The organism is Micromonospora sp. RL09-050-HVF-A (assembly GCF_019374995.1).
GTDB classification, from domain to species: Bacteria; Actinomycetota; Actinomycetes; order Mycobacteriales; family Micromonosporaceae; genus Micromonospora; species Micromonospora antibiotica.
This window is the reverse complement of the sequence record NZ_JAGKQP010000002.1, coordinates 361,315-376,505: the sequence shown is the minus strand read 5'-3', so window position 1 is coordinate 376,505 and position 15,191 is coordinate 361,315. Positions and strand designations below refer to the sequence as shown.

At 74.3% G+C, this 15,191-nt stretch carries 11 protein-coding genes; 3 read left to right on the top strand and 8 right to left on the bottom strand.

Annotated elements, in window-relative coordinates; all coding sequences use genetic code 11:
- Nucleotides 1-2: 2 nt before the first annotated feature.
- From J7462_RS01905 to J7462_RS01890, 4 genes are all read right to left on the bottom strand, one after another.
- Nucleotides 3-497, bottom strand: coding sequence for a type II toxin-antitoxin system PemK/MazF family toxin (locus J7462_RS01905; protein ID WP_208566372.1), 495 nt, complete (start codon nucleotides 495-497; stop codon nucleotides 3-5).
- A 30-nt stretch (nucleotides 498-527) separates the two neighbouring features.
- Entirely contained in the window at nucleotides 528-1,835 is a 1,308-nt protein-coding gene (locus tag J7462_RS01900; RefSeq protein ID WP_308290691.1) for an RNA polymerase sigma factor, read from the bottom strand.
- Entirely contained in the window at nucleotides 1,808-2,227 is a 420-nt protein-coding gene (locus J7462_RS01895) for a YciI family protein (protein WP_219460922.1), read from the bottom strand. The genes J7462_RS01900 and J7462_RS01895 overlap by 28 nt, the downstream gene beginning before the upstream one ends.
- Nucleotides 2,228-2,325: 98 nt before the next feature.
- The gene (locus tag J7462_RS01890; protein ID WP_219460919.1) at nucleotides 2,326-3,213 is read right to left on the bottom strand and encodes a class I SAM-dependent methyltransferase; all 888 of its coding nucleotides are present in this window, start codon (nucleotides 3,211-3,213) and stop codon (nucleotides 2,326-2,328) included.
- Nucleotides 3,214-3,267: 54 nt separating this feature from the next.
- On the opposite strand from J7462_RS01890, the gene J7462_RS01885 reads away from it, so the two are divergent.
- The 3 genes from J7462_RS01885 to J7462_RS01875 are packed head-to-tail and all read left to right on the top strand — an operon-like array spanning nucleotide 3,268 to nucleotide 5,196.
- Complete coding sequence (locus tag J7462_RS01885; protein WP_208566375.1) at nucleotides 3,268-3,783, top strand: NUDIX hydrolase; 516 nt, start codon at nucleotides 3,268-3,270, stop codon at nucleotides 3,781-3,783.
- Nucleotides 3,784-3,823: 40 nt separating this feature from the next.
- A complete protein-coding gene (locus tag J7462_RS01880) occupies nucleotides 3,824-4,849 on the top strand; it encodes a hypothetical protein (protein ID WP_219460916.1) in 1,026 nt (341 codons plus the stop codon).
- On the top strand, nucleotides 4,810-5,196 hold the full coding sequence (locus J7462_RS01875; protein WP_219460912.1) for a hypothetical protein: 387 nt from the start codon (nucleotides 4,810-4,812) through the stop codon (nucleotides 5,194-5,196). Before J7462_RS01880 ends, J7462_RS01875 begins: the two co-directional genes overlap by 40 nt.
- A gap of 163 nt (nucleotides 5,197-5,359) precedes the next feature.
- On the opposite strand, the gene J7462_RS01870 is transcribed toward J7462_RS01875, so the two are convergent.
- Genes J7462_RS01870 through J7462_RS01855 form a run of 4 tightly spaced genes read right to left on the bottom strand, consistent with a single transcriptional unit; the run spans nucleotide 5,360 to nucleotide 15,187 of the window.
- Nucleotides 5,360-10,876, bottom strand: coding sequence for a non-ribosomal peptide synthetase/MFS transporter (locus tag J7462_RS01870; protein WP_219460907.1), 5,517 nt, complete (start codon nucleotides 10,874-10,876; stop codon nucleotides 5,360-5,362).
- Complete coding sequence (locus J7462_RS01865) at nucleotides 10,873-14,049, bottom strand: non-ribosomal peptide synthetase (RefSeq protein ID WP_219460905.1); 3,177 nt, start codon at nucleotides 14,047-14,049, stop codon at nucleotides 10,873-10,875. The genes J7462_RS01870 and J7462_RS01865 overlap by 4 nt, the downstream gene beginning before the upstream one ends.
- Nucleotides 14,046-14,234 (bottom strand): MbtH family protein, encoded by a 189-nt coding sequence (locus tag J7462_RS01860; RefSeq protein WP_208566379.1) that lies wholly within the window; start codon nucleotides 14,232-14,234, stop codon nucleotides 14,046-14,048. The genes J7462_RS01865 and J7462_RS01860 overlap by 4 nt, the downstream gene beginning before the upstream one ends.
- A complete protein-coding gene (locus J7462_RS01855) occupies nucleotides 14,234-15,187 on the bottom strand; it encodes a TauD/TfdA family dioxygenase (protein WP_219460903.1) in 954 nt (317 codons plus the stop codon). The genes J7462_RS01860 and J7462_RS01855 overlap by 1 nt, the downstream gene beginning before the upstream one ends.
- Nucleotides 15,188-15,191 lie beyond the last annotated feature (4 nt).

Sequence of the window (15,191 nt, the reverse complement as noted above, 5' to 3'; positions counted from 1 at the left end):
GCTCAACGCCAGCCGTAGCCGGCCCGCAACGCCTGTCCGACCCGGTCGAAACGGCCCCGGTCCAGCACCGCGCCCTCCCGGCGGATGCCGTCCTCCCGCATGGTGAGCACCCGGTCCAGGCGAACCCAGCTGGGCCGGGCGTCGCGGTCCCACTCCCCCGGGCCCAACGCCAGCCAGTGCCGCTGACCGTCGCGCTCACTCTGGCTGGAGAGCATCAACCCGAACAGGGTGCGGCTGGACCGGCCGACCACCAGCACCGGACGGTCCTTGCCCTGCTTCGGGTCGTCCTCGTAGGGGACCCAGGTCCAGACGATCTCCCCCGGGTCGGCCTGCCCGTCCGGCTCGGGGGCGTACGACAGCTCCCGCCGTTGCAGGGCGCTGACCTGCCGCCGCCGCGCCACCTGCGCCGGGATCGCAGCCGGGGTGCCCCGCCGCGCGCCGACCACGCCGGTCACCCGGCCGAGCCGGGTCGCCACGTTCCTCAACAGACCTGCCACGGCGGGCAGCCTACCGCCGTCGCGCCCGGGTCACCCGCCGAGGGCGTCGACCTTGCGCAGCAGCACCGCCCGCTCCCGGACGTTGCGGCACAACCGGGCGGCGAACTCCAGCTCCGCCCGGGCCTCGGCGCTGCGGCCGAGCCGGGCGAGCAGCTCGCCCCGCACGCTCGGCAACAGGTGTGACCCGGCCAGTCGCCCCCCGGCGGCCACCTCGTCCACCAGGGACAACGCCTGCTGCGGGCCGTCGGCCATCGCCACGGCCACGGCCCGGTTCAGCTCGACGACCGGCGACGGCGCCACCCGGCCGAGCGCCTCGTAGAGCAGCACCACCCGGGCCCAGTCGGTGCGCTCCACCGAGGGGGCACCGGCGTGGCAGGCGGCGATCGACGCCTGCAGGCCGTACGGGCCGAGGCCTCGCCCCAGCGCCACCACCCGGCCGAGCGCCGCCGTCCCCCGCCGGATCGCCGACCGGTCCCACCGCCGCCGGTCCTGGTCCGCCAGCAGCACCGCCGCACCGTCGGCGTCGACCCGGGCCGGGAACCGGGCGGCGGTCAGCTCGCACAGGGCGAGCAGTCCGTGCACCTCCGGCTCGGCGGGCAGCAACGCGGCGAGCGTCCGGGCCAACCGGATCGCCTCGTACGCCAGGTCGGGGCGGAGCAGCTCGTCGCCGGTCGTCGCCGTCGACCCCTCGGTGAAGATCACATAGAGCACGCCCAGGACCCCGCCGAGGCGTTCCCGCCGCTGCGGCGGCTCGGGCAGGGCGAACGGCACCCGTGCGGCGGCGATCGTCTTCTTCGCCCGGGTGATCCGCGCCTGCACGGTGGGCACCGGCACCAGCAGCGCCCGGGCGATCTCCTCGCTCGACAGGCCACCGACCACCCGTAGCGTCAGCGCCAGCCGGGCCTCGGGGGCCAGCACCGGATGACACGCCACGAACATCAGCGCGAGGACGTCGTCGTCGACCCGGTCCGGGTCCCACGGCAGTTCCCCGTGCCCGGAGGCGGGGTCGGCGAGCTGGCCGGCGAGCACCGCGTACCGGTCGTCCAGCGCCGCCCGGCGGCGGAACGCGTCGACCGCCCGCCGCCGGGCGGCGGTGAGCAGCCAGCCCACCGGGTTCGCCGGCACCCCGTCGCGCGCCCAACCGACCAGCGCCTGCGCCACCGCCTCCTGGGCGACGTCCTCGGCGAGCGCGAAGTCGCCGGTGTAGCGGGCCAGCGCGCCGACGATCCGGGCCGACTCGATGCGCCAGAGCGTCTCGACGGCCCGCCGGGCCGCCTCGGCGCCCGGCGGGTCGTCGGTGGGCACCGTGCTCAGAGCTGGCCGGTCCGCTCGCGCCACGCCCGCTCCCTGACGATGAACTCGTTGTCCTGCGGGAACTCGTCGATGCCGGGGACCCGGCGCACCTCGCACCTGCTGCCGCTGACCGCCGGCATCCGCCGGGCCCACTCGACGGCTTCCTCCTTCGACGCCACGTCGAGCAGGTAGAAGCCGCCGAACAGCTCCTTCGTCTCGCCGTACGGGCCGTCGGTGACGACCGGGGTCTCCCCGCTGTAGTCGACCACCACGCCCTGCGCCGGGTCCTCCAGGCCCTCGGCGGCCACCAGCACGCCCGCGCGGATCAACTCATCGTTGAACCGTCCCATCGTCTCCAGCATCTCCTCGAAGGGGATCTTCATCATCGTCGCCAGGGACTCGTCGGTGTTCCGCATGATCAGCATGTACTTGGCCATCGTCGTCGCTCCTCGTCGTCGGGTCGCCGTTCGACCCGCTCACCCTCAGGTCGAACGGGGACCGGGCCGGATCGACACGACCGTCCGGTCAATTTTCGTCAGGCCGGCCGCCGGGCCAGCACCAGGGTGGTCCGCAGGTCGAGGGTGACGGTGCCGCCGAAGCCGTCGACGGCGGCCCCGATCGCCGCGAGGACCCGCTCCCGCTGCCGCGGTGGGCGGCGCAGCTGCGGCGAGAAGGTGCCGACGAGACGCTGGTACTGCGCCGTGGTCAGCGGCACCGCCCGGCGGAACGCGGTCGACCGGACGTCGGTGAACAGTCCACTGCCGGTGATGTCGGCGTGGAACCAGTCCTCCGGCTGGTCGTGGTGCGGCACCGGGTCGACCGACTCGAACGCCGCCCGGATCGCCGCCGACTGGGCCGGGTCGACGTAGTCGTAGCGGTGGGCGAAGACGGCCAGGGTGCCGCCGGGGGTCAGCGCGTCGTGGGCCCGCCGGTTGCGGGTGGCCGGGTCGAGCCAGTGCCAGGCCAACGCGCACGACAACAGGGGCACGCCGGCCGGGGGCGGCGACCACTGCTCGAACCGGGCCACCACCACCTCGACGTCGGGGAACCGGGCGGCCAGCACCGCCGCCATCCGCGCGTCCGGCTCGACACAGGTCACCCGGGTCCGCCCCGGCGCGGCCCGGTCCACGTCGGTCCGGCCGGCGCCGACCGGGCCGGGGCGCGACGGTCCGGTCGATCCCGACCCCACGACGCCCGACCCCACGACGCCCGACCCCACGACGCCCGACGCCGGCCGGGCCGGGCCGGCAGCGGCGGCGAGGTCGCGCAGCAGCGCGGTGGCCAGGCCGGTGCCCGCGCCGACCTCGACCAGCCGGGTGGGTGGTCCGCCGTGATAGGCGAGGATGGTGGCGGCGAGGGCGGCCGGGTAGCCCGGCCGGATCTCGTCGTAGTCGCCCGCCACCTCACCGAAGAGCTCCGCCATGATCGCCATCGTCGCACCGCCGCCGCCCCGACGGTGCCCCGTCGAGGAAGGCCCATGACCGAACTGCCCCGGGACCTGCCGGTCATCGAACGCACCGCCGTCCGGCTGGTGGTCCGCGACCTCGACGGCCTGATCCTGCTGTTCCACACCCGCGACCCGGAACACCCCCGGCTGGGCACCTGGTGGGAGCTGCCCGGCGGGGGCGTCGACCCCGGCGAGACGTACCCCGAGACCGCCCTGCGCGAACTGCGGGAGGAGACCGGGTTCGTCGTCGCCGCCGCGCAGCTCGGCCCGCCCACCTGGCGGCGGCGGGCCAGTTTCATCCACCGCCGGTTGCGCCACGTCCAGGACGAGGTGGTGCTGACGGTACGCCTCGACGCCGCCGCCCCGGACATCGACGGCGCCGACCGGCTCGACTACGAGGTGGAGGACTACTTCGGGTTCCGCTGGTGGCCGCCCGACGAGATCGTCACCAGCACCGCCCGGTTCTATCCGGGCCGGCTGCCCGAGCTGCTCACCGGTTTCCTGGCCGGCGAGCAGATCGACGAACCGTTCGAACTGTGGTCCTGACCGGGGTGCCGCGAGCGCGAACGGTGGGCACAGTGGGGGCATGACGACGATCCCGTACACCCCACTGGCCCGGTACGCCGCCCGGCTGCACGCCGAACTCGGCGACCGGCACCACGTCGCCTCCCCGCTCGGTGCCTGGCTGCTGCTGGCGCTCGCCGCGCCGGCCGCCACCGGCGCGGTCCGGGCCGAGCTGGCCGAGGTGTTGGGCGTCGACGGGGAGGCCGCCGCGGCGACGGCCGCCGCCCTGTTGGACCACCCGCACCCGCTGGTGCCGTCGGCCACCGCGCTCTGGCACCGACCCGGCGCGGACACCGCGAAGCTCGCCGGCTGGACCGACGGACTGCCCCGGGCCACCGCCAGCGGGCCGCTGCCCGACCAGGCGGGCCTGGACGCCTGGGCCCGCGAGCACACCCTGGGGCTGATCGACCGGTTCCCGCTGACCGTCTCCCCCCGGGTGCTGCTGGCGCTGGCCGGCGCCCTCGCCACCCGGATCTCCTGGGCCACCCCGTTCGACCTGGTGCCCGGCGCGATGCTCGGCCCGGGCGCGGCGGACCTGCCCGGCGACGAACGCCGACCGGGCGCGGGACCCCGCCCCGACCAGGCGCACGGCCGGCCGGGCCGGGGGGCGACGCCGGCCCCGGGCACGGGCCGGCGGGGTCCGCCGACCGGGGTGCCCCGGACAGCGGGTGGGCCGGGCGGCTGGCCCGGGCGCTGCGCAGCCCGGAACACGGGCACCGGGTCTGGATCGCGGCGACCGGACCGGCCGGTGACGTCGCCGTGCACGCCGCTGCGGCGGTGGAACGCGACGGGGCCGGGCTGCTGGTGCTCTCGGTGCTCGCCGACCCGGCGGTCCCCCCGGCCGACGTGCTCGCCGCCGGCTACGCGCTGGCCGGCGCGGCGGTGGACGGGGAACCGGGCCGGCGGTCGCTGTTCGACCTGCCGCTGGGGGTGGGACCGCTCGGGACGCTGCGCGAGGAGCGGGTCCGCACGTCCGCCCGCGACGGTCGGGAGGAACGCCGGCACGCGGTGCTGCCCTGCTGGTCGGCGCGGGACGAACACGACCTGACCGCCCCCGGGCTGGGGTTCACGGCGGTGGGCCGGGCGCTCGGCGGGCTGCTCGGCACCGAGGCGGACGTCGAGGCCCGGCAGGTGGCGGTTGCCCACTACGGCCGGTACGGCTTCGAGGCCGCCGCGGTGACCGGTGCGTTCGCCCTGACCAGCCTCCCACCGGAGGGGGTCCGTCGGACCGCCGAGCTGCGTTTCGGGCACCCGTACGCGGTGCTGGCGGTGGCCACCGACCACCGCGACGGCGGGACCGGGCCGTGGCACGGGGTGCCGGTCTTCTCCGCCTGGGTGGCCGAGCCCCGGGAGCCGTCGGACACCGACCTCGCCGATCCGGCCGAACCCTTCTGACCAGGCCCGGGCCGGCCTGCCCGCCCGTGGAGGGGCGGACGCCGCCCGGCCCCGACCGCGACGAGCGTCCCCGAGGCGGCACCGTCCCCGGGGACCCGTCGCGGCCGGGTGTCCCTGCCGCGCGGGTACGACGCCTCGATGCCGTCGTACCCGCGCGGACCGGTCAGCCGGCTACCGACGCCGGTTCCGGGCGGGTCTTCGCCCGCTCGGCGAGCCGCCGCTGCCGCTCCTGCGCCCCGATCAGGTCGTCGGGGAGCGAGTCGGGCACCTCGATGTCGAAGCGGCGCAGCATCCGGATCGCGAACCCACCGAGCGTGATCAGCACCAGGGCCAACCCGAAGCAGACGTACGCGAAGCCGATGCCCCGACCCGGACCGGTGCCGATCACCGCGCCCACCGAACCGGCGAGCGTGCCGCCGTCGGCGAGCATCGGCTCGAACAGGGCCGTCGCGCCCGGGGCGAGCAACGCGAAGCCGATCGGCAGGGTCGACCAGGAGATCGTCTGGTTCAGGCTGAACACCCGGCCGTGGAACCGCTGCGGCACCTTGACCTGCACGATCGTGGCGTAGATCGACTGGGCGGTGGTCATCGCCATGGCCAGCCAGAACGCCCCGAAGGCGATCATGACGACGGAGGCGTCGAGGCCGATCAGCAGGCACCCGACGGCGGTGCCCAGGTTGCCGATCAGCACCCCGATCATGCGCCGCTGCCGGGGCCCACCCCACAGCGACATCAGCACCCCGCCGGCCACCGCGCCGATCGCCTCGGCCAGCGCCACCTGCGCCACCTGGGTGGCGGTGCCGAACGACAGCACCAGCGGGGTGGTGAGCACCAGCGCCGGGGCGAGGAAGACGTTGCCCAGCGCGAAGTAGCCGAGCATCAGCCGGAAACCCTTGTGCCGCCACGAGTAGCGCAGACCGTTGGCGATCGCCACCAGCAGCCGTTCCCGGGGCCGCCAGCCGAGCAGGTCGGGGAAGCGGACCACGGCCAGCGTCAGCACCGCCACCAGGTAGCTCGCCACGTCGATCAGCAGGATGCCCTTGAGGCCGATCGCGGCGAGCAGGCCGGCCGCGAAGACCGGCATCAGCAGCATCGCGAAACCGCTGGAGAGCTGGGTGATGCCCATCGCGTGCCCCAGGTAGCGCTTCGGCACCAGCTGCGGCACCGCCGACTGGAAGGCGATCCGCTGGAACGATCCGGCCACCTGACTCAACGCCACCAGCCCGTAGATGTGCCACAGGGCGAGGTTGTCGGTCCAGAGCAGGGCGGCCAGCACCAGCTGGATGGTGCCGGAGACGCAGCTGGCGATCATCATGATCCGTCGCCGGCTGATCCGGTCGGTGAGCGCGCCGGCCACCGGCAGCATCAGCACCCCGCAGATCAGCGCCAACGCCCACAACAGACCCAGGTCGGCCACCGATCCGGTCCGGGTGAACAACCAGATCGGCAGGGCGAACGCGGTCAACGCCGAACCGGTGGTGGAGACCAGCTGCCCGGCGGTGACCGCGACGAACCGGGCCATGCTGGGCTTCACCACCGCCGGGGCGGGCCCGTCGACGTCGCCGACACGCTGGTGGTCGGCGACCACCCAGCCGGCGTCCTCACCCCGGGCCGCCGGGCCGAGCGCCGTCACGTCCCCGGCCCGCACCGCCGGGTGCACCTGGGTGACGATCTCGGCCAGCTCGTCGGCCCGGTACTTGAGGAAGAAGTGCCCGGCCTGGTCGAGCACCACCAGACCGAGGGTGTCGCTGAGGAACTGCCACTCCGCGTACCGCTCGGCGTGGTAGTCGGTCACCGGGTCCTCGGAGCCGACCACCGAGACGATCGGCGCACGCAGCTTCTCCGCGCCCCGGTCGAGCAGCCCGGTGAAGTACTCCTCCGACGCGCGGGAGTCGGCCCGCATGTTGCTGATGATCCGGTCGGCCTGCTCCGGCTCCAGCTCGTCGGTGTCCACGCCCATGCTCTTGAGCCAGCTCGCGTAGTGCCGGTTGCTGCTGAGCTGCTCCAGCCGGTTGCGCAACGCCGCGAAGGCGCCCTTCGGACGGGCGAACGGGAACATCGCCCCGATGTAGACCACCTCCAGCTCCCGCCCGGCGGCCTCCACCTTGCGGGCCACCTCGGCGACGATGGCGCTGCCCACCCCGCAGTGACCGTAGAGGGCCAACGGACCGTCGATCCGCTCCACGATCTCGGCGGCCACCCGGCTGGTCAGCTCGTCGAACGGCAGGGCGTCCTCGGTCAACCCGACGTCGTGGCCGGGGATGGCCAACGACCACAGGGCGTGCCCGGCGGGCAACGCGTCGGCCAGCGGCTGGTAGACGATGGCGCTGCCGCCGCCGTACGGGACGCAGACGTAGCTGAGCACCCGCTTGCCGGCCGGGATCGGCTTGGTCAGCTCGTAGAGCAGCCGACGCGGGCCGGCCGCCTCGGCGTCACCGGTCATGAACGCGGCCAGTTCCCGGATGGTGCGCTGCTGGAACAGGTCCATCACGCCGACCGCCCGGCCGCCGTGCTCGGCCCGGCGGATCTTCGCCACCACCTGGGTGGCGAGCATCGAGTGCCCGCCCAGGTCGAAGAAGTCGTCGTCGATGCCGAGCGTCGGCACGCCCAGCACCTCCGACCAGATCCCGGCGAGCAGCCGCTCGGTGTCGTCGCGCGGCTCGACCAGGGCCACCGACGCCTCGCGGGTGACCACCGGCGCGGGCAACGCCTTGCGGTCGAGCTTGCCGTTCGGGGTCAGCGGCAACGCGTCCAGGGTGACGAACGCGGCCGGCACCATGTACTCCGGCAGCGTCTCCTTCAGCGCCGACTTCAGCGCGGCATGCTCGGCCCCGCCCACCAGGTAGGCGGTGAGCCGCTTGTCGCCCGGGCTGTCCTCGCGGACGATCACCGCCGCCTCGGCCACCCCGGCCTGCTCGCGCAGGGCGCTCTCGATCTCGCCCAGCTCGATGCGCAGGCCGCGCAGCTTGACCTGGTGGTCGATGCGGCCCAGGAACTCGATCACACCGGCCGGTTCGGCCCCGGTCGTCGGCCCCGCCGGGTCGGGCACCCAGCGGGCCAGGTCACCGGTGCGGTACAGCCGGGCGCCCGGCTCACCGGAGAACGGGTCCGGCACGAAACGTTCGGCGGTCAGCGCCGGCCGCAGGTGGTAACCACGGGCCAGCCCCACCCCGCCGATGTGCAGCTCACCGGCCACCCCGACCGGGCACTCCCGACCGGCCGGGTCGAGCACGTGCAGCCGCAGGTTGGCGATGGGCCCACCGATCGGCACACCGGTCAACCCGGCCAGCAGCGCCGGGTCGCAGTGCCAGGCGCTGACGTCGATCGCCGCCTCGGTCGGGCCGTACAGGTTGTGCAGTGCGCAGTGCGGCAACCGGGCGGTGAAGTCGACCGCCGAGGCCAGCGGCAGCTCCTCACCGGAGCAGATCACCCGCCGCAGCGCGGTGGCCGCCTCCACCCCCTCCTCGGCCAGGAACACCGTCAGCATCGACGGGACGAAGTGGGCGGTGGTGACCCGCTCGGCCACCAGCACGTCACGCAGGTAACCGGCGTCCTTGTGACCGCCGGGCTTGGCCAGCACCAGCCGGGCCCCGGTGCGCAGCGGCCAGAAGAACTCCCACACCGACACGTCGAAGCTGGCCGGGGTCTTCTGCAACACCGCGTCGTCGGCGTCGAGCCGGTAGGTCTTCTGCATCCAGTCGAGCCGGTTGACGATGCCCCGGTGGGTGTTCGGCACCCCCTTCGGGCGACCCGTCGACCCCGACGTGTAGATCACATACGCCAGGTGTTCCGGGCCGGCCAGCGGGGCCGGGTCGGTCTGCGGCTGGTCGGCCCAGAGGGTCGGATCGTCCAGGGCCAGCACCGTCGCGTCGACGGTGGGCAGCACGTCGCGCAGCTGCTCCTGCACCAGCACCACCGGCGCGGCGGCGTCGGTCAGCATGAAGGCCAACCGGTCGGCCGGGTACTCCGGGTCCAGCGGCAGGTACGCCCCACCGGCCTTGAGCACGCCGAGCAGGCCCGCGACCAGCTCGACGGAGCGTTCCGCGCAGACCCCGACCAGGGTCTCCGGGCCGACGCCGGCCGCCCGCAGCCGGTGCGCCACCCGGTTCGCGGCGGCGTTGAGCTGCGCATACGTCGTCGAGATGCCCTCGATGGTGACGGCCACCGCGTCCGGGGTCGCCGCCGCTGCCGCCTCGATCGGGCCGTGCAGCGTCTCGGCAGCCGGGAAGTCGGCGGTGGTGTCGTTCCACGACGCCAGCAACGCCCGCTCGTCGGCGGGGAGCAGGTCCAACGCCGAGACCGGCACGTCCGGGGTGGCCGCCACCGCGCGCAACAGGGCGCCCCAGCGGTCGGCCATCCGGGTCACGGTGGCCCGGTCGAACAGGTCGGTGTTGAAGACCAGCTTGCCCCAGAGCCCGTTGACGGTCTCCACGGCGTGCAGCTCGAAGTCGAACCGGGTGGCCCGCAGCTCCATCGGGGTCCAGTCGAACGTCACGTCGGTGGCGTCGGAGACCTCGGTGAACCGGCCCATCTCGTAGTTCTGCAACACGAACATGGCCTGGAACACCGGTGAGCGGCTGACGTCGCGGGGTAGGCCCAGCTCGTGGACCACCCGCGCGAACGGCACCTCGGCGTGCTCGAAACCGTCGAGCACGCTGCGCCGGGTGCGTTCCAGCAGCTCGGAGAAGGTCGGGTCACCGCCCAACTCGGCCCGCAGCGGCAGCATGTTGATGAACATGCCGACGAGGTCCTCCAGCTCCGGGGCGGACCGGCCGGCCACCGACGCGCCGACCGCGAAGTCCTCCTGACCGGCGTGCCGGGCCAGGAAGACCTGGTAGGCGGCGAGCAGCGTCATGAACAGGGTGCCGCCGGCCACCCGGGTGAGGGTGGTCAGCCGCTCGGTCTCCGCCGGGGTCAGCCGGAACTCGACGAAGTCGCCCCGGTAGGTCTGGGTGGCCGGGCGGGGCCGGTCCAGCGGCAGCTCCAACGGGGTGATCCCGGCCAGCCGGGACTTCCAGTAGTCCAGGTGCGACCGGGCCGCCGGGCCGGCCAGCTCCTGCGCCTCCCAGACGGCGAAGTCGCCGTACTGCACCGGCAGGGTGGGCAGCTCACCGCCCCGGTAGGCGGTGATCAGGTCGCGCAGCAGCACGTCGACCGACCAGCCGTCACCGACGATGTGGTGCTTGCTGAGGAACAGCACGTGGTCGTCGGCGGCCAGCCGGATCAGCAGCGCCCGCAGCAGCGGCCCGGCCGCCAGGTCGAACGGCGCGAGCGAGGCCGCCTCCACCAACTCCCGTGCGGCCCGCTCGTCGGGGGCGTCGACCACCGTCAACGGCACCTCGACGGTGTCGGCGACCACCACGGTCGGCTTGCCGTCGGCGTCGGCGGGGAACCGGCTGCGCAGCGACTCGTGCCGGGCGGTCAGCGCGGCGAGGGCGGCGCGCAGCGCCGTGACGTCGAGCGGGCCACGCACCCGCAACGGCACCGCGATGTGGTACGCCGCCTCGCCGGGGGCGAGCTGGTCCATGAACCAGACCCGCTCCTGGGCGTACGACAGCGGCACCTCGACACCCTCGGGGCGCGGCGTGACGCGGGCGGCGGGGGTGGCCTGCCGTCGGCGTAACCGTTGGGCGATCAGTGCCGCCCGGGCGGCGTCCCGGGAATCCTTCAGGTCCGTCATGCGGAAGTGTCCTTATCCGCCGCCAACAGCGCGGCGACCTCGGTCTCGGAAAGGTCGTCCAGTTCGGCGGCGATCTGCGCCTCGATCTGGGCGGCCAGATCGGCCACCACGGGGCTGCCGAACAGCGCCCGCATCGGCAGGTCGACGTCCACCTCGGCCCGGATGCGGGCCATCGCCCGCATGCCGCGCAGCGAGTTGCCGCCGAGGGCGAAGAAGTCGTCGAGCGCGCCGACCTTCTCCACCTGGAGGATGTCGGCGTACACCTCGGCGACCAGGGTCTCGGCGTCGGTGCGCGGCGGCACGTAGCCGTCGCCGGCCACGGACTCCGGCGGGGCGGGCAGCGCCGCCCGGTCCAGCTTGCCGTTCGGGGTCAACGGCAACGCGTCGAGCCGGACGAACGCGGCCGGCACCAGGTGCGCCGGCAGCTCCCGGGCCAGCTCGGCGGCGAGGTGCGCCTCCTCGGCGGTGCCGACGTGGTAACCGACCAGGGTCGGCTCCCCCGAGTCGGTGCGCACGGCCACCGCCGCCTCCCGGACCTCCGGGTGCTCCCGCATCGCCGCCTCGATCTCGCCCAGCTCGATGCGCATCCCGCGCACCTTGACCTGGTCGTCGCGGCGGCCCAGGTAGTCGAGGGTGCCGTCGGCCCGCCACCGGGCCAGGTCACCGGTGCGGTACATCCGCTGCCCCGGCGGGCCGTACGGGCAGGGCAGGAACCGTTCGGCGGTCAGGCCGGGCCGGCCCAGGTAGCCCCGGGCGAGCTGGTCACCGGCGACGTACAGCTCACCGACCACCCCGGGCGGGACCGGCTGCCCCGCGGCGTCGAGCAGGTACACCCGGCTGGTGGCGGTGGGCCGGCCGATCGACACGGGGCCGGCGGGCACCGGCTGCCCGGGGGCGAGCCGGGCGGCGACACAGCCGACGGTCGCCTCGGTGGGGCCGTACTCGTTGACCACCGCCACGTCCGGGTGCGCGGCCCGCCAGTCGGCGAGCTGCTCACCGGTGAGCGCCTCACCGCCGATCACCAGGTCGGTGGTGGGCGACAGGGCCTCCTCCAGCAGCGGCAGGTGGCTCGGGGTGACCTTGAGGAAGGTCGGCCGCCCACCCGTGCGGGCCGCCGGGGAGTCGATCCCGGCCAGCCGGACGGTGCCCCCGGCGGTGAGCGGGCCGAGCAGCCCCGTCACCGTCAGGTCGAACGAGACCGGCGAGTGCAGCAGCGCGGTGCCGGACAGCCCCGGGTAGGTGTCCCGGGCCCAGGCCAGGTACGCCGTGATCGCCCGGTGCTCCACCACCACACCCTTGGGCCGGCCGGTCGAACCGGAGGTGTAGAGCACGTAACCGGGGTGCTCCGGGCGCAAGGGCGCGACCCGGTCGGTGTCGGTGAGGTCGGTGTCGGTGAGGTCGGCCTCGCCCCGGGCCGGGTCGGCACCGGCCACAACGGCGTCGGCGAGGGCCGGGTCGACGTCGAGCACCCCGTCGAGCAGCAGCGCGTCCGCCGACACCAGGGGGGCGGTCTCCGCCACGGCCAGCACCAGCGCGGGTGCGGCGTCGGCGAGCAGGTAACCGATCCGGCCCGCCGGGTAACCGGTGTCCACCGGCACGTACGCGCCCCCGGCCTTGAGTACGGCGAGGATCGCCACCAGCAGCTGCGGGCCGCGCGGCAGGGCCAGCGCCACCCGGGTCTCCGGGCCGACGCCCCGGCCCACCAGCACCCGGGCCAGCCGGTTCGCGGCGGCGTTGAGCCGGGCGTAGGTGAGGCTGACGTCGTCGCAGACCAGCGCGGTGGCGTCCGGGGTGGCCGCCACCTGCCGCTGCACCTCGTCGACCACGGTGGACGACGCACCGGCCACCCCGGTCCCCGCCCAGTCGCCGAGCACCAGGTCGCGTTCCGCGTCGGCGAGCAGCGGCAGCGCGGACACCGGCTGCTGCGGGTCGGTGACCGCCGCGTCGAGCAGCCGGACGTAACGGGCCACGACCGTCTCGGCGGTGGACCGGTCGAACAGGTCGGTACGGTAGACCAGCCGGCTCTCCCCGGTGGTGATGTCGAAGGCCAGGTCGTCCTTGGTGGTGCCCAGCTGCACCAGGTCCAGCCCGGAACCGGGGATGAAGTTCAGCGCGGTCTGGAAGACCGGCTGCACCGACGGGTCCCGCTCCGGGGCGACCGCCTCGACGATCCGCTGGAACGGGGTCTGCCCGTGGTCGAGGGCGTCGACCATCGCGTCGCGGACCCGCCCCAGCAGGTCGACGAAGGACGGGTCACCGCCCACGTCGCAGCGCAACGCCACCGGGTTGACGAACATGCCGATCAGCGAGGTCAACTCGGCGGTGTCGCGGCCCGCGGTGGAGACCCCGACCACCACGTCGGTGTCGCCGGAGATCCGCGACAGCAGCGCCGCGAAACCCGCCAACAGCACCATGTACGGGGTGGCCGCCGATCCGCCGGCCAGCCGGCCGACCCGGTCGAGCAGCCCGTCGGGCAGGTCGAAACGCACCTCGTCCCCGGCGAAGCCGAGCTGTGCCGGGCGGGGCCGGTCCAGCGGCAGGCCGGTGACCGCCGGTGCCCCGGCCAGGTGACCGGTCCAGAAGGCGAGCTGCCGCGCCAGCTCCGCGCCGGTGAGCTGGTCGCGCTGCCAGGCCGCGAAGTCGGCGTACTGGATGGGCAGCTCCGGCACGGCGGCCGGCGCACCGGTCGACGCGGCCTGCGCGAACGCGGCGATCTCGGCGTCGAACAGCACCGCCGAGTGGCTGTCGAAGACCGCGTGGTGCACCACCAGCAGCAGCGTCCACGCCTCACCGAGACGCACCAACCGGGCCCGCCACAGCGGCGGCGCGTCCAGCGGGATCGGCGTGCGGGCCAGCTCGACGCAGAGCGCCGCGTAGCGTTGCGCGCGTTCCTCCTCGGGCAGTTCCCGCAGGTCGTCGGTGGGCAGCCGGGTCGGCTGGTGCTCCCGGACCACCTGCACCAGGTTGCCGTCGTCGACCCGCAGGTAGGTCCGCAGCGCCTCGTGCCGGGCGACGACCTGGTCGAACACGCCGGTCACCGCGTCGACGTCCAGCCCCGCCGGGAAGCGGCACGGCATCGAGACGTTGTAGACCGGCGACGCCGGGTCGAGCTGGTTGGCGATCCAGACCCGCTCCTGGGCGAACGAGGCGGGGAAGGTCCACTCGCGGGTCATGCCGTCTGCTCCCGTACCGAACGCGGACGCATGTCGGTCCAGACCTCGTCGACGTGGGCCAGGCATTCCTCGCGGCTGCCGGCGAAGCCCGCGTCGTGCCACCCGGCGGGCAGGTCGCGGTCGGCCGCCCAGATCGAGTACTGCTCCTCGTCGTTGCGCACGACCAGGAATCGGGTGTCGGCCATCAGTTCGCTCCAGCGGTGTCGGGGGTGTGCGGTTCGGCCATCGCGACGGCGATCTTGCGGGGTCCGGTGAACGGCTCCCGCCCGTGCGCGGCGGTCATGTTGTCGACCACCAGCACGTCGTCGCGCTGGTAGTCGAAGCGGACGCTGGCCGCCCGGTACGCGGCCCGCAGGTGGTCCAGCACGTCGGCGGGGATCTCGCCGCCGTCGCCGTAGTAGGTGTTCGCCGGCAGCCCCTCGGGGCCGAACATCGCCAGCAGCCCCTCCTGGTAGTCCTTCGGCAGGGTGCTCAGGTGGAAGAAGGTGGCGTGGTTGAACCAGCGCGGGGTGTCCGAGCCGGGCCGGTGGTGCACCACGTCCCGTACCGCCCGGGTCCGCAGCCCGTCCTTGCCCACCCACTCCAGCTCGATCCGGTTCGCCGCCGCGTACGCCTGCACCTGGGCGCGGTCGTCGGTGCCGAAGACGTCCTGCCAGCGGGTGCCGAAGTCGGCGTGGAAGTTACGCACCAGCAGCCAGCGCCGACTGACGAACTCCGCACGGACCGCCGGGTCGATCTCGGCGTACACCCGGCGCACGTCGGCCAGCGGGGTCGCGCCGAGGGTCTGCGGCGCGGTCAGGCAGTAGAAGAACAGCGTCAGCGGCCAACGCGCCTGGTAGGAGTTCTCGTTGTGCAGGAAGATCTCCTCGTCCGGCGGGTAGTCGGTCGAGGTGTAGACCTTCCCCTTGATGGCGTGCCGGGGCGAGGACCGCTCGGTGTAGGTCAGCGGCTCGCCGGAGAACGCCCGCACCACCGCGTCGAAGCCGTCCACCCCGCCCACGTCGAAGCCGCGGAACAGCAGCCCGCCGTGCGCGACGAGGTCGGCGCGCAGCTCGGCCCGGCGTCGGCCGATCAGCTCGGTCAGGGGTGTGCCGTCGTTCTCGACGACCACCGGCAGCGTGGCGATCGTGTCGCTCATGGCG